Source organism: Streptomyces niveiscabiei, from assembly GCF_033794345.1.
In the GTDB taxonomy this organism is placed as follows: domain Bacteria; phylum Actinomycetota; class Actinomycetes; order Streptomycetales; family Streptomycetaceae; genus Streptomyces; species Streptomyces niveiscabiei.
On sequence record NZ_JARAYJ010000016.1, the window covers coordinates 96,040 to 118,916 of the forward strand.

The window sequence follows — 22,877 nt, forward strand, 5'->3', positions numbered from 1 at the left end:
GCAGGGGGGTGAGGGCCGGGTGCACCGTACGGATCACCTCGGGTCCGCGCATTCCTCGCGGTTCTCCGGCAGTTCGGCGCGCCCCCGCTCTTCCCTCCGCCCCGGCCGCTCCCGCAGGGACATCGGCAGCGAGCGCGGTGTGGAGGAGAGCCGGGGGGCCATCCGGGTGTGTGCCCCCGGGAGCGGGTCGAGTTGCCAGCGGGCCGTGATCGACGCGAGGGCGAGGGTCGCCTCGGTGAGGGCGAAGACCTCGCCGATGCACTTGCGGGCGCCGCTGCCGAAGGGCGTGAACACCCCGCGCGGCGGCCGTCCTTCGCCCTCGCGCCAGCGGTCGGGGTCGAAGCGCTCGGGCTCGGGAAAGAGGTCGGCGCGGTGGTGCACGATGTGCGGGCTGTAGATGACGATCGAGCCGGCCGGGAGCCGGTGGCCCGCCAACTCGGCCGCCTTGGTGGTGACTCGGGTGAAGAGCCAGCCCGGCGGGTACAGGCGCAGCGTCTCCATGACGACCCTGCGCGTCACGTCGAGGCGGGGGATGTCGTCGTGCCCGGCGACCCGTCCGGCGAGGACGGCGTCGACCTCGGCGTGCAACTCCTCCCGGACGTCCGGGTGTTGGCCAAGGAGGCACAGCGCCCAGGACAGCAGGGGTGCGGTGGTCTCGCTGCCGCCGAGGTAGAACGTGAAGACCTGGTCGTGGAGTTCGTCCTCGGTGAGGGCGTTCCCGTCGTCGTCGCGGACCGCGAGCAGGATCGACAGCAGGTCGCCGTGGTCGACGCCGGCGCGCCGGTAGTCGTCGGTGAGCTGCGCGACGTACTGCCGCAGGCGTGAACGGGCCCTGACGAAGCGGCGGTTGCCGGGTGTCGGCAGCCGGTTCAGGACCGGCCACGGCAGCAGCATCCGGCGCATCATGCCGGTCAGCATGTCGTGCATGCACTGCCGCAGTTCCTGGAACGTCTCGTCGTCGAGCTCGGCGGCGAACAGGGTGCGGGTGGCGAGGTTCGCGGTGAGTTCGTTCATCGTGGCGAGGACGTCGAGTTCACGGCCCTCGGTCCAGCCCTGGAGCATCGCGGTGATCTCCGAGGACATCACCTTCGCGTAGCCGGGGAGGCGTTCGCGGTGGAACGCGGGCTGGAGCAACCGGCGTTGGCGCCGGTGGTCCCGGTGCGGGCAGGTCGCGAGACCGTTCCCGGCGACGGTCCGTACGAGGTCGAAGATCGCGCCGCCCTTGTCGTACGTCCGGTCGTCGACCAGTACTTGATGCACCAGGTCGGGGTCGCACAGCACGTGGAAGGGGACCGGGCCTAGCTTGATCCGGACGAGGTCGCCGTGCGCGGGCAGGGACGCGAGGAAGTCGAGGGGGTGTCTGCCGAGGGGGAGCGCGTGCCCGAGGACGGGGAGCGCGCCGGGGGCGGGGGCGACTCGTACGGGGGTGGTCATGCGGCGCCCTCGTCGGCACGTTTCCGCGCCACCCAGCACCCCATGATCACCTTTCCCGCCACGCACCCGTCCCGCAGGGCCGGCAGCGACCGTGCCAGCAGGTTCTCGAACCCGTCCGCCGTCAGGTCCGGCCGCTCGTCCCCCGCCGGGTCCGAACCCGGCGCCGCGGACGTCCAGTTGGGCCCGATGTCGCCGTGATCGTCGTACCGGGACACGGACTCGACCTCGAAGCCGGCCTCCTCCAGGTACCCCTTCAGCTCGCCGAACGGGATGACGTGCGGGATCGCGAAGCCCTGGCACATCGGCTCCACCCAGCGGGCGTGCTCGGCCTCGGTGAGACCGTCGGCGCAGAACCAGTCCGCGCCGACGAAGGCCCCGCCGGGCCGCAGGACCTTCGCGATCCCGGCGTACACCTGGCGTTTGTCCGGCGCGTAGCAGAGTGCCTCGATGGAGAGGACGCCGTCGAACTCGCCTGCGGCGAACGGCAGGTTCATCGCGTCGGCCTCGACGAACGTGAGCCGCTCGGTGCCGGCGTGCAGCGAGCGGGCCACGCGTACCTGGTGGCCGCAGATGTTGACGCCGGTCACCTCGGCGCCGGTGTGCGCGGCGACGGTCGCGGCGGGGCCGCCGATGCCGCAGCCGACGTCGAGGATGCGGTCGCCCGCGCCGAAACGTCCCTGGTCGGCGAGCCAGCGCTGCATGGTGTGCTGGGCGTCGTGGAGTTGCTGGCCCTCGGTGAACCAGGCGAGGTGGAAGGAGTCGGACCAGACGTCCCGGCAGACGTCGGTGACCTGTTCGTAGTAGCTGTCGACGACACGGGCGTAGTGGTGCTCCCGGTCCTCGGGGGTCCTCACCAGCTCCAGGTACTCGGCGTTGCGCATGCGGGTTCCTCTCAGGAAGCCGGTGTGAGGGTGAAGAAGCGTTGCTGCCACAGGGCGTGCAGTTCGCGGCGCGTCTCGTGGGTGAGCGGCCCGACCGGCGTGGTGCCGTCCGCCCGCTCCAGCACCGCGAACAGTTCGGGAGACACGGCGGCCCGGGGGCCGGTGGCGTAGTCGAGGAGGATCTCGTGCGTGACGCCGCCCTGCGCGACCGTCCTGACCAGCCGGGTCACGGGGCGGAACGTCAGGGCGAGGCCGTCGAGGCCGTCCAGGAAGTCCGGGCGTCTGCGGACCAGGAGGTCGTCGACGACGGCGTGGTCGAGTTCGGTCGTCAGCAGGCACGTCAGCACGTCCTCGACGCTCTGCACGATCGGTTCGGCGTTGTTGTTCATCGACGTGTTGAGCAGCACCGGCGTGCCCGTGAGCGCGCCGAAGCGGGTGATCAGGCGGTGGACGCGCGGGTTGGCCTCGGGGTCGACGAGCTGGACGCGGGCCGTGCCGTCGACGTGGGTGACCGCGCCGAGGTGCTCGCGGTGTTCGGGGCGCACGCTCACGACGTACGACATGAAGTCGTGGTGCGCGGTGGTGTCGGTGAGGTCGAAGTACGTGTCGGCGGCCTCGGGGACGGTCATCGGGGCGAACGGGCGGAAGCTCTCCCGTTTCTTGATCATGGCGTTGATGCGGGTGCGGTTCCCGGCGGGGCGCGGGTCGGCGAGGATGCTGCGGTGGCCGAGCGCGCGGGGCCCGAACTCCGAGCGCCCGTACGCCCATCCGACGACGGCGCCCTCGGCGAGCAGACGGGCGGTCGTCTCGACGACGTCGGCGGGCCGCTCGTACTCCACGAGCCCGCTCCACGCCCGGACGGTCTCCTCGACGGCGTCCGCGCCGCCGAGCCCCGGCCCGAGGCTCGCGCTGCGCATCCGCTCCTTGAGGCGTACCGTCCCGGACAGCGTCTCCTGCGCGAGCAGCGCCGCGCCCTCGGCGGTGCCCGCGTCGTGGGAGGCGGGGTGCACGAACATCTCGGTGAACAGGCCCGAGCGCAGGACGGCGCCGTTGAGGCTGCAATTGTGGGCGACGCCGCCGCTGAGGACGAGCTTGGTGTGCCGGGTGGTGCGGCGCCAGTGCGTCAGCACGTGCAGGACGATCCGCTCCAGCATTTCCTGGAGCCCGGCGGCGAAATCCTTGTGGTGCTGTTCCAGCGGTTCGGTCGAGCGCCGGGGCGGCATTCCGCAGGAGAAGAACGTGTTGCTGACGTATTCGAAGGCGAGGGCGTGCGGCGAGAATTCGTAATCGCCGTCCGGTCCGAGCGTGTACATCGAGTCGAACACCGGCCGGTATACGGCGGGGTCTCCGTACGGGGCGAGTCCCATCACCTTGTACTCGTCGCCGAACCTGAATCCGAGGTGTCTCGTGGCGTTCAGGTAGAGGAGTCCCAGCGATTTGTGCATCGCGAACTTGGTGAGGATCTCCAACTCGCCGCCGGTGGCGCCGAATACGGTCCCCGAGGAATCCTCGCCCATGCCGTCGAGGACGACGACGAGGGCCTCCGACATCCCGGAGCGGACGAGGCCCGACATCGCGTGGGCGCGGTGGTGGGAGGCGTGGAACAGCTTCTCGTCGGGAAGGTCCCAGTTCAGGGCCTCCTTGAGGCGGTCCTTGATGAGCCGGCGCGCATAGCGGCGGGGGACGGCGGGGTGGTCGGCGTAGAGGCCGTTGAGCATCAGGTCGAGGTACTGCTCGGGGAAGTAGTAGCCGACCCCGTCGATATCGGCCGGGGTCGCCCCGGCGATCTCCAGGCAGGCCCGAACGGCGTTGACGGGGAATTTGGTTGTGTGTTTGATCCGGTTGAGCCGTTCCTCCTCGACCGCCGCGATCAGCACTCCGTCCTCGACGAGGGCGGCAGCGGCGTCGTGGTACATGTACTCGCGCAGACCGGGCACGATATCGGAGTTCTCGGGGGAGAAGTTTCCGTTCAATCCGATCGTCAGCATGTTCGACAACGTAGTGGCGTGGAACACGCCTCTGCAATTCGAACAAGGAGGGTTCGGACAGCTGTACACGTTCGGCCGAACGCGTGGGGCTTCGCGTCGCGCCGGGCGGTGGCCGCGAGGTGGACGAGCTGTCGTGTGGCTTTCGTGACGTTAGGGAGGAGAGGTCTGCTTTTCGGACATTTTTCCCCGTGGCGTCTGCTCCGCGGCTAGCCTGGACCGTGTCGGCGCACGTGCATCCGGGGGGACACCCGTCGGCGCTCCTCCCCTGCCCCGACCCCGTCAGCGGAGAGGAAAGTGACCATGCAGGTACTGCCCCACGTGGACTTCTTCGGGCGATGCGAGGAGGCCGTCGAGTTCTACAAGTCCGCCCTCGGCGCTGAGGTCGAGGTCCTGCACCGCTACAGCGACCTGCCCGCATTCCACGACGTGCCCGACGAGTTGGGGCACAAAGTGCTCCTGGCCACGCTGAAGATCGGCGAGGGCCGCCTGACCTGCGGCGACGTGATGCTGGAGCCGATCCAGTACGGGGGTTACTCGATCCTCCTCGTCGTCGACTCCGCCGAGGAGGCCGAGCGGCTGTCGACCGCGCTGACCCACGGCGAGGGCACGGTCCACTTCGAGATGACCGAGACCGCGCAGGAGGACCAGGCCCACGGAGTCTTCGACCAGTTCGGGGTCCGCTGGTACTTCCACATCAGGACCTGACCGGCCGAGGGGCGGCGAACCACGTACGCCGGGCCCGCCGCCCCTAGCTCAACTCCCCGGCGGGAACAAGGACTTGCCGGTCTCCACGCCCGCGATGGAGACCGACTCGACCGGACAGGACTCGACGGCGACGGCCCACCACTCCTTCGCCGTCACGCCCCCTCGACGACGAGCGGCAGCGACTTCCAGCCGCGTACGGTCGAGGTCGTCGAAGCGCCGGGCGCGCCGGGTGGCTCCGGCGCTGGTCCTGTACTACTTCCGCACGCTGGACGACCTGTTCCAGCCGTGGCGGGCGGCGTCGAGGCGATGAGCCACGTCCCGCTCACTCGGCCAGGGCGGGCGGCGAGGGGGGAGAAGGCGGGGCAACTCCCCCGGTCGTTCTTCGAACAGCCGGGCAGGCTGGGCCTGTCGGGGACGGCGATCCCGGAGGAGTACGGGGGCGGCGGCGGCCGGACCACCGCTACCACGTGGTCCTCCAGGAGGCGGCCCGCGCGCTCGTCACCCTGGGTACGGCCCGTGCCCAACTCGACGTCGCACTCCCCTGCTTCCTGGCCTACGCGCTCGCGGGCACCCGCACGACCGCTCGACGCGACGGCAACACCTACGCCCTGAACGGGGCGAAGACGTTCAGCACCGGTGGCCTCCTCGCACGCGCGGCCGGGTCCTGGAGAAACTCGGCATCAAGACACAGGACACGGTCGAGCTGTCCTTCGACGACGTCCGGGCGCCGGCCGCGAACCGGCTCGGCGAAGAGAGCGCCGCCTTCGGCTACTTGGGCCACAACCTGCCGCAGGAGCGGACGACGATCGCCGTCGGCTAGGTCGCGCAGGCGCGGGCCGCGCTCGACACCACCGCCGACTTCGTCAAGGAACGCCGGGTGTTCGGGAACCCGGTCGCCTCCTTCCGGAACACCAGGTTCGAACTGGCCGTCGTGCAGATACCGGCCGAGCGCGACAGCCACGTGGTCCGGGGGAACTGCGTGGCCCCCGGCATACTCGGCGACGGCATCGCGGGCCGTCCGATCAGCACGGGTGACCTCGACGAGGCGGCGCTCGCGGCGGCCCGGCGCGACATCCCGCTGCGCGCGCTCGGCGTGGCCGGCGGCTACAGCGTCTGAGCGGGGTTCTCGAACCAGGTGGGGCCGTCGTCCGCCTGGGCCTGCTTGATACGGGTGACCGCGAAGTCGGGCAGGCTGGGCGGCAGTTCGTCGACGCCGAACCAGCCGACCTCCAGCGACTCGTCGTCGTTCACCCGGGCCTCGCCGCCGGTCGCGCGGCAGCGGATCGTGATGTCCATGAACTGGACGTTGTCGCCGTTGGGGTAGGTGTGCTCCTCCAACGCCTGGACGAGGACGACGCGTTCGGCGACGCAGCGCACCGCCGTCTCCTCGTACACCTCCCGCACCGCGCACACGGCGGGCTGCTCGCCGGGGTCGGGGATGCCGCCGATGACCGACCACTCGCCGGTGTCCGAGCGGCGTCCGAGGAGCACCCGGCCGTCGTCGTCGAAGACGATGGCGGTGACCCCGGGAAGCCACAGGAGCTGGTGTCCGGCGGAGGCCCGGATCGCGCGGATGAACTCAGGAGTTGCCATACCCCCGACCCTAACCCGGCCGATCTTGGTGGACCGGCCGGTGCCGGAAGCCGTACGCCGGATGTACGGCCGCAGGTCACCTGCGCGCGGAGCGCACACCCCCGGCACACATCCCGAGCGCGCCGGGCGCGCACCACCACAGAGCGCCCCAGCGCGCGCTCCCCGTCGGCAAGCGCCCGCGTACTCCTACGCGTTCCCCGCGCGCCGGGCGCGCAGCCCCGAGCCGATCGCCCACCCGAGTCCGCCGGCGGCGACGAGGACGAGCAGCATCTCGGGCAGGATCCCCATCCTGGTGGCGAGCGTCTCGGAGGACCGCAGCGGCACCTTCTGCACGAGGGAGTCGGCGACGAACATGCCGGTCTTCTGGGTGATCCGCCCGTCCGGCATGATGATCGCGCTGACGCCGCTGGTGACCGGAACGACAACCGTACGGCTGTGCTCCACCGCGCGCACGCGGGACATCGCGAGCTGCTGGTAGGTCATCTCGCTGCGGTCGAAGGTGGCGTTGTTGCTGGGCACGGAGATGAGCTGCGCGCCGTGCGTGACGGTGTCGCGGACGTCCCAGTCGAACGCGGCCTCGTAGCAGGTGGCGATGCCGACCTTGGTGCCGCCGATGGTGAACACGCCGGGCTCGGTGCCCCGGGTGAAGCTCGAAGCCATCGCGGTCCACTCGGGGTTGATCGCCTTGACCAGGCCCTGAAGCGGCATGTACTCGCCGAACGGCTGGATCTGCCGCTTGTCGTAGGTCTGCGTGGGCCCCTTCTCGGGGTCCCACAGGATCTGCTCGTTGAACCACTTCCCGTCGCGCTGGACGACGCTGCCGACGGAGACGGGTACGCCCATGGCCCGCACCGCCTGGCTGATGACGGCTGCGGCGTCGGCGTCGGTGAAGGGGTTGACGTCGGAGGAGTTCTCCGGCCACAGCACGAAGTCCGGCTTGGGGACCTTCCCGGCCTTCACCTCGGCGGCCAGCCGCTCCGTCTCGCGCGCGTGGTAGTCCAGTACGGCGCGGCGCTGGGCGTTGAACTCCAGCCCGAGGCGGGGCACGTTGCCCTGGACCGCGGCGACCGTGACGGTGCCGTCCTCGGCCTTGTCGCTGACCAGGGGGCGGGCGGCGACGGCGCCCACGACGGGCACGAGCGCGCCGGCCAGGGCCAGGTTGGCGGTGAGCCACCGCACCTCGCCCGTGCGCCGCCGCTCCCACCCGATCCGCGCCAGGTCACCGAGGGCGACCCCGCACAGGACGACCGCGAAGCCGAGCACCGGCGTACCGCCGACGGCCGCGAGCGGCAGGAACACCCCGTCGGCCTGGCCGAAGGCGATCTTCCCCCACGGGAACCCGCTGAACGGCGCCCGCGCGCGTGCGGCCTCCCCGGCGGTCCACAGGGCCGCCGCCCACACCGGCGACCCGGGCAGCCGGGACACGGCGGCGACGCCGACGCCGACCAGGGCGACGAAGAGGGCCTCGATGGCCGCGAGCGCGAGCCACGGCAGCGGTCCGACCTCGACGCCGGTCCACTTCAGCAGGGGGACGAGGAAGCCGAGGCCGAAGAGGTAGCCGAGCCCGAGGGCGGACTTCCAGCTCCGCCCGCGCAGGACCCAGCCGAACGCGGCGAACGCGGGGAGCGCGAGCCACCACAGGGGGCGCGGCGGGAAGCTGAGGTAGAGCAGCACTCCGGAGAGCACGGCGACGGCTGCCGGGACGAACCGCAGGAAGCGGCGCCCGCGCGCGGGAGGCGCGGCCTCGGGTTCCAGCTGTCCTGAGGGCCCTGCGGGGGGTGCGGTGACGGTCACCCGGGGAGTGTACGGCGGGTGACCTTTTGGCCGACAGTTCGGCCGGCGGACCTCACGGCACAGGATTCTCACAGGTCGCCGCCGTCGTCGTTCCCGCGTCCGCACAGGTCATCCACAAAATGCCGGTCAGCCGTTACGGTGTGGCCAGCTCCGACGAACGGCCGGTGGGGGGCGCGCGTCCGGGGCGGAGACGCTCGGGGGGCTGGGTGGGACCGACGGGGACGTCCGTGACCGGTGACGGTGCGGACGGTGAGAGACGAAACGTTTCCGACGCGGTCGGCATGGCGGTGCTCGCGGCGTGTGCCGGGTGGGCGCTGGTGTCGGCGGGCGCGAACGGCGGGCGGGCCGAGGGCGTGCTGCTGGCGGTGCTGGCCGTCGCCGCCGGGTACGCGGCGGGCCGGATGTCGGGCGCGCTGCTGCCGGTGGCCGCGCCCTGCGCCGTCGCGCTCGCGGGTCTCGTGCTGACGGTCGCGGCGCCCGAGCTGTCGCCGGGCCCGGAGAGCGCGGCTCCGCTGGGGCGTGCGGGGGCCGAGGCGGCCGTCCTGACGCTCGTGGCGGGCCTGGCCTGCTGCGCGGCCTGGGCGAGCCCTGCGGCGCCGCTACGGCTCGCTCTGCGGCTTCTGGCGGCGCTCGCGGCGGTCACGGGGGCCGCGCTGGGGTCGGTCGCGGCGGTGGTGACGTGCTGCGGGGTCCTGCTGGCCTCCCTGGCGGCCGGGCGCGCGGGCCGGGGCGTGGGGGTCGCGGGGCTGGCCCTGGCGACGGCGTCGCTGACGGCGCTGACCTGGGCGGTCGCGGCGGGCGCCCCGCGCGGAGGGCTCGCCGAGGTGCTCGACGGCCAGCTCACGCCCCGCCGGATCGCCCTGTGGCGCGAGGCCCTCCACCTCGCCGAGACGCGCCCGGGGCTCGGCGCGGGTCCGGGGAGCTTCGCCGAGCTGAGCGCCACGGCCGCGCAGTCGCCGCTGTCCGACGGCCGCCCGCACTCGGCGCCCCTCCAACTGGCCGCCGAACAGGGCGTCGTGGGCGTCCTGCTGCTGGCCGCCGCATTCGCCTGGCTCCTGCACGCCCTGTGGCGCTCGCCCCGCCCCACCCCGGTCGCCCTCACGGCGGGCGCCTGCCTGACCGCCCTCGCGGCCCTCGCCCTGGTGGGCAACGTCCTGAGCTTCACGACCGTCACGGCGGGCGCGGGCCTCCTGGCGGGCATCGCGACGGCGAGCCCCCTGCCGCAGGAGGCGCGGGAGCCGGACGGGATGGTGCGGGCGTACGAGGAGGACGTGGCGGAGTGAGGCTTCGTGCGCGCGGGGGCCCCTGTTCACGAGCGGGCCGCGGCTCACCGCCTCAGTGCGCCGCCCCCGGCGTCGCCGACCGCAGCCGGTCCCTGATGACCCGTACGGCCGCCTCCGCGTCGTCCACGGTGATCGTGAACGTGTGCCCGTCCCAGAGCCGCAGCACGACGCCCTCGCCCCGGCGTACGACGACGGCGGTCCCCTTCTCGGGCCGCCACCGGTAGCCCCACCCGCCCCAGTGGCGCGGCGTGACGTGGGGGTCGAAGTCGGCGTCGGCGACCTGCGCGAGGGGGATGCGGCGGCGCGGCAGCCCCATGTGCCCGCAGCGCACTTCGAGGCTGTCGCGGTCGACCTTGAGGGCGACGTGCAGGAAGGCGAGGGTGCCGAAGAGGACGAGGAGCCCGGCGGCGATGCAGCCGACGACGGACATCGCGAGCGGCGCGACCCCGGAGGTCCACGCGGAGTCCACCGCGAGTTCGATGCCGAGTGCCATGCAGGCGGCGCCCGCGAGCGCGGGCAGCCACTGGAACCGGTTGGTGGCCCGTCCGGTCCACACGTCCGGGTGCGGGGTCTGCTCGTGGTGCTCGTCGCGGGGATGGTCCCTCATGCCTACGAGGTTACTCAGGTTTCTCCCGGCGGGGAGCCCGTCTCGCGGAGTGACTGGTCCGAGCGGGTCACGCGCTACGAGGCGACCGACGGGACCGGCAGCGAGCGGCCTTCCGCGTACGCGAACGCGGCGTCCGGCAGCACGCCCTCGCGCCCGTTGAGGAGGACGGTCAGCCCGCCGGTCGCGGGGGCGCCGGGCGCGGGCGGGACGCCGATGCGGCGCAGCGCCTGGGCGGCGACGGCGTCGGCGGAGGCGTGCAGGACGAGCGGGGGGCGGCCGGGCCGCTGGAGGGCCGTACGGATGCGTTCGGCGAGGAGTTCGTAGTGGGTGCAGCCCAGGACGACGGTCGTCACCTCGTCGGGCGTGAGCGCGGCGGCGGCGGTGATCGCGGCGTCGATGGCGGCTTCGTCGGCGTGCTCGACGGCCTCGGCCAGGCCCCAGCAGGGCACCTCGGCGACGCTGACGCCGCCCGCGAAGTCGCGGATGAGGCCGCGCTGGTAGGCGCTGCCGGTGGTGGCGGGGGTGGCCCAGATGGCGACGGGGCCGCCGAGGGCGGCGGCGGGCTTGATCGCGGGGACGGTGCCGACGACGGGGATGCCGGGCTCCAGGCGCGCGCGCAGGGCGGGCAGGGAGTTCACGGTGGCGGTGTTGCAGCCGACGATCAGCGCGTCCGGCGCGTGCGCGGCTGCCGCCTCGGCGACGGCCAGCGCGCGCGTGGTGACGTCCTCGGGGGTGCGCGGGCCCCAGGGCATGCCCTCGGGATCGAAGGAGAGGACGAGATCGGCGTCGGGGCGCAGTCGCCGTACCGCAGCGGTGGCCGCCAGCAGGCCGATTCCGGAGTCCATGAGCGCGATCTTCACCCGGCCACGATAGACGATGGCCCGGCCCGGGCCCCGGCCGTGGGGCACACTGCGCTGGTGAGCGCCTTCGTGTGGATCGCCGCCCTGTCCCTCGTCGCCTGGCTGTGGCTGCTGCTGTGCCAGGGCTTCTTCTGGCGCACGGACGTGCGTCTGCCGCCCGCCCCCGAGGAACCCGCCGACTGGCCGGACGTGTGTGTCGTCGTCCCCGCGCGCGACGAGGCCGCCGTCCTCCCGCTGAGCCTGCCGTCCCTGCTGGCGCAGGACTATCCGGGCCGGGCGGAGGTCTTCCTGGTCGACGACGGCAGCACCGACGGCACCGGCACCCTCGCGCGCGCCCTGGCGGAGCGGTACGGCGGTCTGCCGCTGACGGTGTCGTCGCCGGGCGAGCCGCCGGCCGGCTGGACGGGCAAGCTGTGGGCCGTACGGCACGGTGTCGCGCTGGCCCGCGCGCGGGAGCCCGAGTTCCTGCTGCTGACGGACGCCGACATCGCGCACGCGCGGGGCAGCCTGCGCGGCCTGGTGGCGTCGGCGCGCGCGGGCGGCTACGACCTGGTGTCGCAGATGGCGCGCCTGCGCGTGGAGAGCTTCTGGGAGCGGCTCGTCGTCCCCGCTTTCGTGTACTTCTTCGCGCAGCTCTATCCGTTCCGGTGGATCGCGCGCGCGGGCGGGCGTACGGCAGCGGCGGCGGGCGGCTGTGTCCTGCTGCGGACGGATGCCGCGGGGCGGGCGCGGATCCCGGACGCGGTGCGGCACGCGGTGATCGACGACGTGGCGGTCGCGCGGGCCGTCAAGCGGAGCGGCGGGCGGATCTGGCTGGGGCTCGCGGAGCACGTCGACAGCGTGCGGCCGTACCCGCGTCTGCACGACCTGTGGCGGATGGTCTCGCGCAGCGCGTACGCGCAGTTGCGGCACAACCTCCTGCTGCTCGCCGGAACGGTCCTGGGGCTGGCGCTGGTGTACCTGGTGCCGCCGCTGGCGCTCGTCGTGGGCCTCGCGGCGGGGAGCGGGCCCGTGGCGGCCCTGGGCGGGCTCGCGTGGGCGGTGATGACGGCGACGTACGTCCCGATGGTCCGCTACTACCGTGAGCCCCTGTGGCAGGCGTTCCTGCTGCCGTTCACGGCGTTCCTGTACCTGCTGATGACGGTGGACTCGGCGGTGCAGCACTACCGGGGACGGGGAGCGGCGTGGAAGGGGCGGACTTATACGCGCCCGGAAGCGGTGGCGGAAGCCGTCCCGGACGAAAGTTGATTACTCAAGGAAAAGGCTTTCTCCGCCTATTCGCCGCCACTCCTTCACTTCCCCTCCGGCTTCACTTCCGGCCCGGCGTCCAGTTCATGCCCCACCCATAAGCGCGGTCGACGGTCCGCTGCGGACTCACCCCGCGTTCCGGGACGAGATACCGCGCCTCCCTGCGGACGACGAGATCGCCCCCGGTGTTGGTGATCAGCGCGAGCGCGCACACGGTCGACGCGACCGTGCACTCGTCGAGGGAGAAGTCGACCGGCGCGCCGTGCTGCGGCCTCAGGGTGACCGTCGCGTGCAGGTCGGCGAACGAGCGCGCGCCCGCGTAGATGGTCACGAACACCAGGACGCGCCGCAGGTCGGCGGCGTGGTCGAGGTTGACGGTGAGGTTCTCGCCGGCCGCGACGGCGCCGGTGCGGTCGTCGCCGTCGAGGTGGATGTAGGGCGGCCTCTCCAGCGCGCCGAAGGCGTTGCCGAGGGCCTGGACGACTCCCTTGCGGCCGTCGGCGAGCTCGTACAGGGCGCACAGGTCGAGGTCGAGGCCGGTGTGCGTGGAGCCGGAGCGGGACTGCCAGTTGAGGTTGACGCGCAGGGCGCCCGACGTGCCGCCCTGCTTGGTGAGCGAGACGGACGGGGCGGATTTGGTGAGGGTGACTTTCGTGAGCCGTACGGGAGGTGCGGGGCGCTGGGGTTCGTCGACGGTGATGCCGTAGTCCGTCGCGAGGCCCTCCAGGCCGCTGTCGTAGCCCTGTCCGACGGCGCGGAACTTCCAGGCGCCCTGGCGGCGGTACAGCTCGCCGAGGACGAACGCGGTCTCCACGCTCGCGCCGGCGGGGTCGAAGCGGGCGACGACCGTCCCGCGCGCGGCGTCGCGGACCTCGACGTACAGCCCGGGGACGCTCCCGAAGGGGCCGCCGTCGGCGGAGGCGGCGAGCAGAACGGTCTCGACGTCGGGCTCCACGCGCGCGAGGTCGACGACGAGGGTGTCGGTGACGAGGTCGCCGGAGGTGCGCTTGCCCTCGTGGCGGACGGTCCCGGACGCGTGCGCGGGCTGGTTGTAGAACACGAAGTCGTCGTCGGAGCGCACTTTTCCGCCGACGAGCAGGAGTGCGGAGGCGTCGACGTCGGGGACGCCGGGGCCCGAGCGGCGTCCGCATTCGATCGTCAGCGCCGTCGTGGGCACCGGTACGTTCGCTCCCTTGGACAACGACGGCATGGGCATGCGGCCCCTTTCGGCTCCGGCTCAACTCCCGCCGAGGGGAGGGGAACACGTCCGTTCGGCCCCCGGAAACCCCGCCGGAACTTGCTCTTTACACAATTCCAACCCGCATTGTCGCCCCTTTTTCCCACGTTCGCTCGTATTGGGGATACAGGGCCACTCCCGGCACGGAAAACAACCCGCATACCCGTCTCCCCAACCGGCTCTTCGTGGGCTTACCTTAGGTGCCATGACCTCCCCCCGCTCCACCTATGGTGGCGGCTACTACTCGTCCGCCTCCTTCCCGGACACCCCGATCTACGACTCCCTCGTGGCCGAGCGGGGGACCCCGCAGATCGCCCCGATCCGGGTCCCGGCCGCCTACGACGTGCCGAGCATGCCGAGCGGCAACCTGCCCGCGCTGCCGTCGGCGCTGCCCGCCCTCCCGGCGGGCCCCTCACAGGCGCCCTACGGCTATCCGCAGGCCCAGCAGCCCGCTCCGCTCCAGCAGGCCCCGGCGGCGTACGTCCCGCCGCAGGGCGCCATGCAGCGCGGGTACCCGGCCGCGCAGGCGCCGATGCAGCCCCAGCCAGGCCCGATGGGCGGGGGCCCGATGGGCGCTCCCATGGGCGCGAACCCGATGGCGGGCGGTTCGGGGTACGAGGCGATGCGCCCGGCGGCACCGCGCCCGAACCCGGCTCCCTACCAGGACCCGTACAACCAGCAACAGCAGTACCGCGGTTACTAGATCCCCCGGGGCCGTCCCCGCCGCCTGGCAGGATTGCCCCATGGCCTCTGCGGAACTGCTGTCGATCCACGTCCATCCGGTGAAGGCGTTCCGGGGGGTGAGCCCCCGGGAGGCCGTCGTGGAGCCCTGGGGGCCGGCCGGGGACCGGCGGTGGGCGCTGGTCGACGACGGGGGGAAGGTCGTCACCCAGCGCCAGCGACCGCGTCTGGCGCTCGCCGCCGCCGAGCCGTTGCCCGGTGGCGGCGTTCTGCTGTCCGCGCCCGGTCTCGCGCCGCTGGAGGTCGCGGTGCCCGAGCCGGCGGAGACGGTCGTCGTGGAGATCTTCCGCGACAAGGTGGAGGGCGTCCTGGCCGACTCGCGCGCGCACGCGTGGTGCAGCGCGTTCCTCGGCGACGAGGTGCGCCTGGTGCACCTGGACGACCCGGCGACCCGCCGTCCGGTCGACCCGGAGTACGCGCGCCCCGGCGAGACGGTCGGCTTCGCGGACGGCTACCCCCTGCTCGTCACGGCGACGGCCTCCCTGGACGCCCTCAACTCGCTGATCGCGCAGGGCGAGCACGCCGCCGAGGGCCCGCTCCCGATGAACCGTTTCCGCCCGAACGTGGTGGTCGGCGGCACCGAGCCGTGGGCGGAGGACGGCTGGTCGCACCTGACGATCGGCGAGGTCGCCTTCCGGGCCGCGAAGAAGTGCGGCCGGTGCGTGGTGACCACCACCGACCAGGCCACCGCCGAGCGCGGCAAGGAGCCCCTGCACACCCTCGGCCGGCACCGCCGCATCGGCGGCAAGCTGGTCTTCGGCCAGAACCTGGTGCCCCTCACACGCGGGGTGATCCGGGTCGGGGACCCGGTCCGGATCCTGGACTGAACCCGCCGGAATTTCCTCCTTCGCCCCGGGAACCAGCGGCCGGACCTCGGGCGTTGACGCTACGTGAGAAGTTCATGAGACCCGGACGTTCATGGGCCGAGCCGTCCCGGAGAGAGCCCGCGCGCAGGTGATCTGGCTCTCTCTTCGACCGGGATCGAGGATGAACGGCGGGCGCGGGGGTTATGACGGATCGGGAAGGGGGTGCGAGGCGGTGCGAGCGATCCGTGGACTGTGGCGCTGGCGGCACAACCCGGTGCGCCGTACGACGGACCTGGTCGAGGCGTGGGTGGCGGCGGGCGCCCTGCTGCTGGTGCTGGTCGTCGCGCCGGTGGCCGGCATGGTCGTCGGCTCCTTCGTGCAGGACGCCCTCATGAGGTCGGTGCGTGACCAGGCGAGCACCCGGTTCGAGACGACGGCGACGGTCGTGAAGGAACTGAAGGGCTCCGCGTTCGTGACGGACCCGGAGGCCGTCTCCGGCCGGGAGGCGCGCAGCCGCGTGGAGGCCGACTGGACCGCGCCGGACGGCAGTTCGCACCACGGCCCGGTGACGGCCGCGCTGGACACCCCGCACGCGGGCGACCGCTTCTCCCTGTGGACCGACGACAAGGGCCGCCCGATGAGCCGCCCCCTGGACGTGGCGACGGCCAAGACCCACGCCGTGCTGGCCGGTCTGGGCGCCGCCCTGTGCGCCGCGGGCCTGGTCGAGAGCGCGCGCCGGGCGGTCGTGTGGACGATGGTCCGCCGCCGTTACGCCCGCTGGGACCAGGCGTGGGACCGCGCGGGCCCGGACTGGGGGCGTACCGGCACCGGCAGTTGAGGCGGGCGCACCGCGCACCTCGCCGGTGGTCAACTCACCACCCGCGCGCACGCTACGGTGGACCAGCCGACCTTCTTCGGCATCGACCCGCGTATCACGAGGTGGGGGCACAGCATCGTCATGGCACAGGGCACGGTCCAGGTGACGCACACCGGTACATCGCGGTGGCGGCGCCGCACGGGTGAGTACGCTTCGCTCGCCGCCGCCCTGGAGGCCGCGGCCGACGGGGACGTCCTCACCGTCGCCCCCGGCACGTACCGGGAGAACCTCGTCGTCGAGCGTTCGGTCACCCTGCGCGGCCCCGAGGGCGCCCCCGGCTCGGTGCGGATCGCCCCCGTGGACGGCGTGCCGCTGACGGTGCGCGCCTCCGCCGTCGTCCAGGACCTGCACGTCGAGGGCCAGGACGCGACGTCGCCCGCGCTGCTGGTCGAGGAGGGCACCCCGGAGCTGCTGGACGTGCGGGTCGTGACGCGCTCGGCGGCCGGCATCGAGGTGCGCGGCGGCGCGCGGCCGACGGTGCGCAGGTGCACGGTCGACAACCCGGCGGGCATCGGCATCGCCGTCCTCGACGGGGGCGGCGGGGTCTTCGAGGAGTGCGAGGTGCTGGCCGCCGGGCAGGCGGGGGTCGCCGTACGAGGGGGTGCGCACCCGCGCCTGGAGCGCTCCCGCGTGCACCACGCCTCGGGCACGGGCGTCAGCGTGACGGGCGACAACTCGGCGCTGGAAGCGGTGGGGTGCGAGATCTACGAGGTGCGCGGCAGCGGCGTCCAGGTCACCGCGCGCGCCACCGCGCACTTCACGGACTGCGATGTGCACCGCACCACCGCGGACGGCGTCACCCTCGACACGGACGCGGTGCTGACGCTCGCGGACTGCCGTATCCACGACATCCCGGAGAACGCGGTGGACCTGCGCTCGCGCAGCGTCCTGACGCTGACCCGCACCTCGGTGCGGCGGTTCGGCCGCAACGGCCTGTCGGTGTGGGACCCGGGCACTCGGGTGGACGCCAACCAGTGCGAGATCTTCGACAGCACCGGCGACTACCCGGCGGTGTGGGTCAGCGACGGCGCGACGGCCGTCCTGGACTCCTGCCGCGTCCACGACGTGCCGGACGCCCTGTTCGTCCTGGACCGGGGCTCGCGCGCGGACGTCGTCGACAGCGACCTCACGCAGGTCCGCAACACGGCCGTCTCGGTGAGCGACGGCGCGACCGCGCAGCTCGACGACTGCCGTATCCGCGAGGCCGCGACGGGCGCCTGGTTCCGTGACCACGGCAGCGGCGGCACGCTGAACAACTGCACGGTGGACTCGGTCCAGACCGGCGTGATCGTCACGAAGGGCGCCGACCCGACGGTCGAGCGGTGCACCGTCGACTCCCCCGCCGAGGCCGGGTTCTACGTGTCGGCGGGCGGCCGGGGCTCCTTCGTCGGCTGCAAGGTCACGGGCAGCGGCGGCTACGGCTTCCACGTGATAGACGGCAGCCGCACGACCCTGCGCAAGTGCCGTACGGAGCGGTGCGCGCGCGGTGGCTACGAGTTCGCCGAGGCTCCCGACTCGGCGCCCGGTTCGGGGCCGTTGGTCGAGGACTGCACGAGCGACGAGAGCGGCGGGGTACGCACCCCTGCGGCGACGGCACCGGAGTCGTTCACCGCTCGCGAGACGGCCGTCCAGACCACCGGGCTGCTGAGCGCCGTCCCGGAGCAGCGGCCGGTCGTGGCGGCGGAGCCGTCGGTGTCCGAGCGGACGATGGAGATCAAGGCGCCCAAGGACGTCCTGGCCGAACTCGACGCGCTGGTGGGCCTGGACAGCGTCAAGCGCGAGGTGCGGGCGCTGATCGACATGATCGAGGTCGGCCGGCGCCGGCAGCGCGCGGGCCTCAAGGCGGCGTCCGTCAAACGGCACTTGGTGTTCACGGGCTCCCCCGGTACCGGCAAGACGACGGTGGCGCGCCTGTACGGGGAGATCCTCGCCGCGCTGGACGTCCTGGAGAAGGGGCACCTGGTCGAGGTGTCCCGGGTCGACCTGGTCGGCGAGCACATCGGGTCGACGGCGATCCGCACGCAGGAGGCGTTCGAACGGGCCCGTGGCGGCGTCCTGTTCATCGACGAGGCGTACGCGCTCTCGCCGGAGGACGCGGGACGGGACTTCGGCAAGGAGGCCATCGACACGCTGGTGAAGCTGATGGAGGACCACCGCGACGCGGTCGTGGTGATCGTCGCCGGGTACACCGCCGAGATGGAGCGCTTCCTGGCCGTCAACCCCGGTGTGGCGTCCCGTTTCTCACGGACCATCACCTTCGGCGACTACGGCCCCGAGGAACTGCTGAGGATCGTCGAGCAGCAGACCGACGAGCACGAGTACCGGCTCGCGGGTGGCGCCCCCGAGGCCCTCCTGAAGTACTTCGAGGCGATCCCGAAGGGCCCCGCGTTCGGCAACGGCCGCACCGCGCGCCAGACGTTCGAGGCGATGGTGGAACGGCACGCGAGCCGCATCGCCCAGGTCCTGGAGCCGAGCACGGACGAACTGACCCTGCTGTACGCGGTGGACCTGCCCGAACTGCCGTAAGGACCGAGGGCGTTCGTACGGGGGCAAGCCCCACCCCGATCATGCTGCCCGCCGGATGGTGACGCGTCCGGCGCCCGGACAGCATGGTCGGCATGACGATTCCCCGTGTACTCGCCCTGTCTCTCGCGGCATTGACCCTGACGGCCACTCCGGCGACGGCTTCACAGCCCTCCGGCCTCGACTGGCGCCCCTGCGGCATCCCCGGCCAGGAGTGCGCCGAACTCTCCGTCCCCCTCTCGTACGACGACCCCGGCGGTCCCCATGTCACCCTCGCCGTCTCCCGGTTGGCAGGCATGGACGCCGAGGCCCGGCGCGGCACCCTGCTGGTCATCCCCGGCGGCCCGGGCGGCTCCGGCATCAAGCGGCTCTCGCAGCAAGGGGAGGCGCTGCGGCGGGAGTTGGGCGGCACCTACGACCTCGTCAGTTTCGATCCCCGCGGGGTGGGCGCGAGTTCGCGGGCACGCTGCGAACTTCCCGGCGAGGACCGGGAGTTGGTGACCCTGAGGTCCTGGCCCGCAGCGGACGGCGGTATCTCCGAGAACGTCGAGCGGGCCCGGCGTACGGCTCGGGCCTGCGCCGACAACGGCGGGCCCCTGCTGCGCAGCCTCAGCACCCTGAACGAGGCCCGTGACATCGACCGGCTCCGGGTGGCGCTCGGCGAGGAGAAGCTGTCGGCGTACGGGGTGTCGTACGGGACGTACGTGGGGGCCGTCTACGCGCAGAAGTACCCGACGCGCACGGACCGTTGGGTGCTGGACAGCAACGACGACCCCGACCCCCGCAAGGTCGCCCGGGGGTGGCTGGCGAACATGGCGGTCGGCGCCGAGGACCGGTTCCCGGACTTCGCGGCGTGGGCCGCCGACCCCGCGCGGGGAAACCTGCGGCTGGCCGAACGACCCGAGCAGGTACGGGAGTTGTTCCTGTCGCTCGCCGCCGGGCTGGACCGGCAGCCGCGCGGGACGACCACCGCGGGTGTGCCGCTGACCGGGAACCGGCTGCGGCAGGCGATGCAGACGGTCCTCTACAACGACGCCTCGTTCCCTCAACTCGCCCGGCTGATACGGCAGGTGATGGACCCGGCGGCCACCCCGGAGCTCACCCCGGACATCGCGGGCCCGCTGCCCGACGAGGACGCGGCGGTCACGATGGCGGTCGTCTGCAACGACGTCCGCTGGCCGAACTCCGTGCCCGCGTACGAGCGTTCCGTCGCCGGGAACCGTGCCCGGTATCCGCTGACCGCCGGGATGCCGGCGAACATCACGCCGTGCTCGTTCTGGAAGGACGCGCCCGCGCGGAAGCCGGTCCGGATCACCGGCGACGGCCCGTCCAACGTGCTGATGGTGCAGTTCCGCCGCGACCCGGCCACCCCGTACGCGGGCGCGCTGAAGCTGCGCACGGCGCTCGGCGACCGGGCCCGGATGGTCACCGTCGAGGGCGGCGGGCACGGCGTCTACCTGGGCACGCACCCGTGCGCGGACCGGCTCGTGACCCGGTACCTGGTGACGGGCGAACGGCCCGCGCGGGACGTGGTCTGCGACTGACCGGGGCGAGGGCCGGCCGGGGCGGCAGCGGGCTCCGGCGCTTGCCGACCGGGCCAGTGGCAGGCCCAGCCGGTGGCCGGCCAGAGCACCGGCCTGACCCGCGCGCCGGCCGACCAGGGCGCCGGCCGACCGAGAGCACCGTCACGCCAGGCACCCTAGGCCCCAAGCGCCCCAAGCGCCCCAAGCGCCCCAGACTCCAGGCGCCCCGCCCCCCAGAACACCCCGGAACGCCCCGAACGCCCCGCCTCAGCCCTCCGCCGTCGGCCGCCCCACCCGTCCCCCGAACCCGAGCCGCGCCAGCAGATGCTTCCGCTCCCGCGCGAACCCCGGATCGGCCTGGTAGTCGGAGTGGCCGAGCAACGGCGCCGGCAGCGGATGCAGCGTCGTCCGGCCGTACTCCAGCGGGTCCTCGAACGGCTTGCAGTCGACGTCCGGGAGGCGCACCGGGCCGCCTATCGGGTCGGTGAGGCGGTACAGGTTGCGCCAGCAGTCGACGTCCTCGTGCAGGGCCTTGAGGGAGTCGGGGCCGAAGTGGGCGGGGAACCAGCGGCCGTAGAGGCGCTCGATGGGCGAGCCGTAGGTCAGGAGGGCGACGCGTTTGCGGTCGGCGGGCTCCAGCTGCCAGGCGGCGGCTGCGGCGAGGACGCTGCCCTGGGAGTGGCCGGAGATGACGAGCCGGCCGCCGGTGGCGCGGGTCCAGGTCGTCATGCGCCAGGTGAGGTCGGGGACGGCGCGCTCGGCGTAGCAGGGGGGCGCGAAGGGGTGCGCGGCGCGCGGCCAGAACGTACCGACGTCCCAGAGGATGCCGATCGTGCGCCGGGCGTTCGGGTCCTTGTACGCGCGCCGCCCCCAGGTGACGAACGTCAGGAACGCGAACCCGATGAGCCACGAGCCGAGCGCCTGCCCCGTGCGCGCGGCGCCCTCGACGAACGAGTACGTCCCGGCGGCGGCCCCCACCGGGGTCTTCCCGCTGGCCAGCGCGCCCACGACGGCGACCGTGCCCAGCAGGAGCGTCGCCCCGGAGGTGACGCCGACGAGGAGGGGTGCCCGGTCGGTGAGCGCGGCCATCGCCCGCGCGCGGGAGATCGTGCGCGTGCGCGCGGGGTCGCCGTCCTCGACGCCGTACTGCTTCTCGACGGCCGGCTCCTGTGCCTTCGCCCTGCTCATGGCGCGCTGTCCGAGGAGCGAGCAGTGGGCGAGCACGACGAGGAGGACGGCCGGGATGACGGAGGCCTGCCAGGTCAGCAGGACGGGCGGGCCGGGCAGGACGCCGCCGGTGCCGTCCAGCCAGTCGGCGACGCGCTGGGCGACGCCGCCGGACATCACGCCGCCGAGCGCGCACGCCAGCATGACGACGGCGGGGCCGCCGAGGCCGCGCAGGGCCGAGCGGTGCTCGGGGTCGGCGTCGTACAGCTTGCGGGCGACGACCGCGAGGGCGACGGCGACCGCGCCCTGGGCGACCGCGATGCCGCCGAACGTGAGGTCGCCGGGCAGGCGCCCCGACGAGGTCCAGCCGGGCCGCGACCAGGCCGCGTACACGAGGGCGAGGGCCAGCACGGCGAGGGAGCCGAGCGGCAGGCGGCGTACGAGGTGGCGGTCGAGTTTGTGGTCGAGGCGCTCCTCGGTGCGGCCCCGGCCGCAGACCACCCACACGACGCAGACCGCGCCGACGAGCAGGACGGCCTCCAGGACGTGCCCCAGGGCGTCCAGGAGGGCCGGTGAGCCGCTGTCGTGGTCCCGGCGGGCGGCGGCCGTGCCGACGGTCGCGGCGACCGTCAGGAGGCCCGCCGCGGTGTGCGCGGCGCGCAGCCGGGAGACCAGGCGGCGGCCGTACCAGAAGCCGGGGCGGCTGAGGGTCGTCACGGCGTCGGCGCCGTCCGTGCGGGGCACCGGCTCCTGCGACTCGTACGCGCGCCAGGTGCGGTGCGAGAGGTACCACAGCAGGGCGACGAGCGCGGTCGGGACGAGGGCCGCGAGCGCGAGGCGGCGGCCGGGCTGGCCCCACCAGCCGCCGGGTGCGAGGAAGCCGAGCCAGGTGTGGCGCTCCGCGCACGCGCGCGTGCCCGCGCACTGCCAGGCGGTGAGGTCGAGGGCGACCTCGCAGGCGGCGGCGACCAGAAGGACCGTCAGGGAGAGGGCGGCGAGGCGGACGAGGAGGCCGTAGGCGCGGACCGTACGCGTGCCCGCGCGGGCCGCCGGGCGCATCCAGTGGGCGAGGTTGACGACCATGAACGGCAGCAGCAACAGCCACAGCGCGCGGGTGCCGTTGCCGGAGGTGAGGTTGGACCAGACGTACGCCTCCGGGATCGGCCGGTCCAGGCGCGCGCCCGCGCGGGACTCCGCGTCGTCGTGGTCATCGTGTTCCCCCCACGCGCCCGCGCGGGTCTCCGCGTCGGCGTCGTCGGCGCGGCGGTAGACGGCCGCCGTCTCGTCCCCCGTGACCCGCACCGTGCGCGGGTCGTCGAGCATCTTCTCCGGTGTGGCCCCGCCCACCCCGTGGACGAGGAGTTCGAGGGCGACGGCCGGCTTCCCGGTCTGTCCCTCTCCGGGTGGTCCGGCGGGGCTCGGTACCCCGCCCACGATGGTTCGTTCCACTGCTCGCACTTCCCCCGTGACGCGCCGTCGGCATCTTTCCGTGCCCAGCCAGGATGGCCGCTACGGCCCTTGTGCACACCTGTTGTCACGGAATCTCCCCGTTCCGTGAGACAACCGTGACGAGACGGCGTTCGGGAGCAAGCGCTTGTGGTCCCCGGACT

19 protein-coding genes are annotated in these 22,877 nt (G+C 73.2%); 10 read left to right on the plus strand and 9 right to left on the minus strand.

Annotated elements, in window-relative coordinates:
• Positions 1-33: 33 nt before the first annotated feature.
• The 3 genes from PV682_RS22730 to PV682_RS22740 are packed head-to-tail and all read right to left on the minus strand — an operon-like array spanning position 34 to position 4,303.
• Positions 34-1,434, minus strand: a complete 1,401-nt coding sequence (locus PV682_RS22730) for a cytochrome P450 (protein WP_319732664.1) — start codon at positions 1,432-1,434, stop codon at positions 34-36.
• Complete coding sequence (locus PV682_RS22735; protein WP_319732666.1) at positions 1,431-2,315, minus strand: SAM-dependent methyltransferase; 885 nt, start codon at positions 2,313-2,315, stop codon at positions 1,431-1,433. Before PV682_RS22735 ends, PV682_RS22730 begins: the two co-directional genes overlap by 4 nt.
• Positions 2,316-2,326: 11 nt before the next feature.
• On the minus strand, positions 2,327-4,303 hold the full coding sequence (locus tag PV682_RS22740; RefSeq protein ID WP_319732668.1) for a carbamoyltransferase family protein: 1,977 nt from the start codon (positions 4,301-4,303) through the stop codon (positions 2,327-2,329).
• 300 nt (positions 4,304-4,603) lie between these two features.
• Between PV682_RS22740 and PV682_RS22745 the strand changes: the two genes are divergently transcribed.
• The 3 genes from PV682_RS22745 to PV682_RS44365 all read left to right on the plus strand — a co-directional run bounded on the left by PV682_RS22745 (position 4,604) and on the right by PV682_RS44365 (position 6,125).
• Positions 4,604-5,008, plus strand: a complete 405-nt coding sequence (locus tag PV682_RS22745) for a VOC family protein (RefSeq protein ID WP_319732670.1) — start codon at positions 4,604-4,606, stop codon at positions 5,006-5,008.
• A gap of 306 nt (positions 5,009-5,314) precedes the next feature.
• Complete coding sequence (locus PV682_RS44360; protein ID WP_407705719.1) at positions 5,315-5,620, plus strand: acyl-CoA dehydrogenase family protein; 306 nt, start codon at positions 5,315-5,317, stop codon at positions 5,618-5,620.
• Between the two features lie 265 nt (positions 5,621-5,885).
• Complete coding sequence (locus PV682_RS44365) at positions 5,886-6,125, plus strand: hypothetical protein (RefSeq protein WP_407705720.1); 240 nt, start codon at positions 5,886-5,888, stop codon at positions 6,123-6,125.
• Here the strand turns inward: PV682_RS44365 and PV682_RS22755 are convergent.
• The gene (locus PV682_RS22755; RefSeq protein ID WP_319732672.1) at positions 6,113-6,601 is read right to left on the minus strand and encodes an NUDIX hydrolase; all 489 of its coding nucleotides are present in this window, start codon (positions 6,599-6,601) and stop codon (positions 6,113-6,115) included. The two genes, PV682_RS44365 and PV682_RS22755, sit on opposite strands and share 13 nt — an antisense overlap.
• A 186-nt stretch (positions 6,602-6,787) precedes the next feature.
• Positions 6,788-8,395 (minus strand): apolipoprotein N-acyltransferase, encoded by a 1,608-nt coding sequence (lnt, locus tag PV682_RS22760; protein WP_319732674.1) that lies wholly within the window; start codon positions 8,393-8,395, stop codon positions 6,788-6,790.
• 281 nt (positions 8,396-8,676) lie between these two features.
• Here lnt and PV682_RS22765 point away from each other — a divergent pair, with 281 nt between their 5' ends.
• On the plus strand, positions 8,677-9,678 hold the full coding sequence (locus PV682_RS22765; protein WP_319732676.1) for an O-antigen ligase family protein: 1,002 nt from the start codon (positions 8,677-8,679) through the stop codon (positions 9,676-9,678).
• 52 nt (positions 9,679-9,730) lie between these two features.
• Here PV682_RS22765 and PV682_RS22770 read toward each other — a convergent pair whose 3' ends face one another.
• A complete protein-coding gene (locus PV682_RS22770) occupies positions 9,731-10,285 on the minus strand; it encodes a hypothetical protein (RefSeq protein WP_319732678.1) in 555 nt (184 codons plus the stop codon).
• Between the two features lie 74 nt (positions 10,286-10,359).
• On the minus strand, positions 10,360-11,145 hold the full coding sequence (locus PV682_RS22775) for a glutamate racemase (RefSeq protein WP_319732680.1): 786 nt from the start codon (positions 11,143-11,145) through the stop codon (positions 10,360-10,362).
• Positions 11,146-11,214: 69 nt separating this feature from the next.
• Between PV682_RS22775 and PV682_RS22780 the strand changes: the two genes are divergently transcribed.
• Positions 11,215-12,393, plus strand: coding sequence for a glycosyltransferase (locus PV682_RS22780; protein WP_407705723.1), 1,179 nt, complete (start codon positions 11,215-11,217; stop codon positions 12,391-12,393).
• 61 nt (positions 12,394-12,454) lie between these two features.
• On the opposite strand, the gene PV682_RS22785 is transcribed toward PV682_RS22780, so the two are convergent.
• Positions 12,455-13,609, minus strand: coding sequence for a TerD family protein (locus tag PV682_RS22785; protein ID WP_319732684.1), 1,155 nt, complete (start codon positions 13,607-13,609; stop codon positions 12,455-12,457).
• Between the two features lie 226 nt (positions 13,610-13,835).
• On the opposite strand from PV682_RS22785, the gene PV682_RS22790 reads away from it, so the two are divergent.
• The 5 genes from PV682_RS22790 (at position 13,836) to PV682_RS22810 (ending at position 20,121) form a co-directional block, all read left to right on the plus strand.
• Positions 13,836-14,333: a DUF6643 family protein gene (locus tag PV682_RS22790; RefSeq protein WP_319732686.1), complete on the plus strand. Its 498-nt coding sequence runs from the start codon at positions 13,836-13,838 to the stop codon at positions 14,331-14,333.
• A 40-nt stretch (positions 14,334-14,373) separates the two neighbouring features.
• Positions 14,374-15,198: an MOSC domain-containing protein gene (locus tag PV682_RS22795; protein ID WP_319732688.1), complete on the plus strand. Its 825-nt coding sequence runs from the start codon at positions 14,374-14,376 to the stop codon at positions 15,196-15,198.
• A 211-nt stretch (positions 15,199-15,409) separates the two neighbouring features.
• Positions 15,410-16,015: an Rv1733c family protein gene (locus PV682_RS22800; RefSeq protein ID WP_055722682.1), complete on the plus strand. Its 606-nt coding sequence runs from the start codon at positions 15,410-15,412 to the stop codon at positions 16,013-16,015.
• A gap of 120 nt (positions 16,016-16,135) precedes the next feature.
• On the plus strand, positions 16,136-18,580 hold the full coding sequence (locus PV682_RS22805) for a right-handed parallel beta-helix repeat-containing protein (protein ID WP_319732816.1): 2,445 nt from the start codon (positions 16,136-16,138) through the stop codon (positions 18,578-18,580).
• A gap of 83 nt (positions 18,581-18,663) precedes the next feature.
• Positions 18,664-20,121 (plus strand): alpha/beta hydrolase, encoded by a 1,458-nt coding sequence (locus PV682_RS22810; RefSeq protein ID WP_319732691.1) that lies wholly within the window; start codon positions 18,664-18,666, stop codon positions 20,119-20,121.
• Between the two features lie 246 nt (positions 20,122-20,367).
• On the opposite strand, the gene PV682_RS22815 is transcribed toward PV682_RS22810, so the two are convergent.
• On the minus strand, positions 20,368-22,716 hold the full coding sequence (locus tag PV682_RS22815) for a hypothetical protein (RefSeq protein ID WP_407705721.1): 2,349 nt from the start codon (positions 22,714-22,716) through the stop codon (positions 20,368-20,370).
• Between the last annotated feature and the right edge of the window lie 161 nt (positions 22,717-22,877).

Excerpts from the sequence above, each read along its gene's own strand:
- PV682_RS22730 (WP_319732664.1), bottom strand. The coding sequence starts at position 1,434 with ATGACCACCCCCGTACGAGTCGCCCCCGCCCCCGGCGCGCTCCCCGTC.
- PV682_RS22735 (WP_319732666.1), bottom strand. The coding sequence starts at position 2,315 with ATGCGCAACGCCGAGTACCTGGAGCTGGTGAGGACCCCCGAGGACCGG.
- PV682_RS22740 (WP_319732668.1), bottom strand. The coding sequence starts at position 4,303 with ATGCTGACGATCGGATTGAACGGAAACTTCTCCCCCGAGAACTCCGAT.
- PV682_RS22745 (WP_319732670.1), top strand. The coding sequence starts at position 4,604 with ATGCAGGTACTGCCCCACGTGGACTTCTTCGGGCGATGCGAGGAGGCC.
- PV682_RS44360 (WP_407705719.1), top strand. The coding sequence starts at position 5,315 with ATGAGCCACGTCCCGCTCACTCGGCCAGGGCGGGCGGCGAGGGGGGAG.
- PV682_RS22755 (WP_319732672.1), bottom strand. The coding sequence starts at position 6,601 with ATGGCAACTCCTGAGTTCATCCGCGCGATCCGGGCCTCCGCCGGACAC.
- PV682_RS22765 (WP_319732676.1), top strand. The coding sequence starts at position 8,677 with ATGGCGGTGCTCGCGGCGTGTGCCGGGTGGGCGCTGGTGTCGGCGGGC.
- PV682_RS22770 (WP_319732678.1), bottom strand. The coding sequence starts at position 10,285 with ATGAGGGACCATCCCCGCGACGAGCACCACGAGCAGACCCCGCACCCG.
- PV682_RS22785 (WP_319732684.1), bottom strand. The coding sequence starts at position 13,609 with ATGCCCATGCCGTCGTTGTCCAAGGGAGCGAACGTACCGGTGCCCACG.
- PV682_RS22790 (WP_319732686.1), top strand. The coding sequence starts at position 13,836 with ATGACCTCCCCCCGCTCCACCTATGGTGGCGGCTACTACTCGTCCGCC.
- PV682_RS22795 (WP_319732688.1), top strand. The coding sequence starts at position 14,374 with ATGGCCTCTGCGGAACTGCTGTCGATCCACGTCCATCCGGTGAAGGCG.
- PV682_RS22805 (WP_319732816.1), top strand. The coding sequence starts at position 16,136 with ATGGCACAGGGCACGGTCCAGGTGACGCACACCGGTACATCGCGGTGG.
- PV682_RS22810 (WP_319732691.1), top strand. The coding sequence starts at position 18,664 with ATGGTCGGCATGACGATTCCCCGTGTACTCGCCCTGTCTCTCGCGGCA.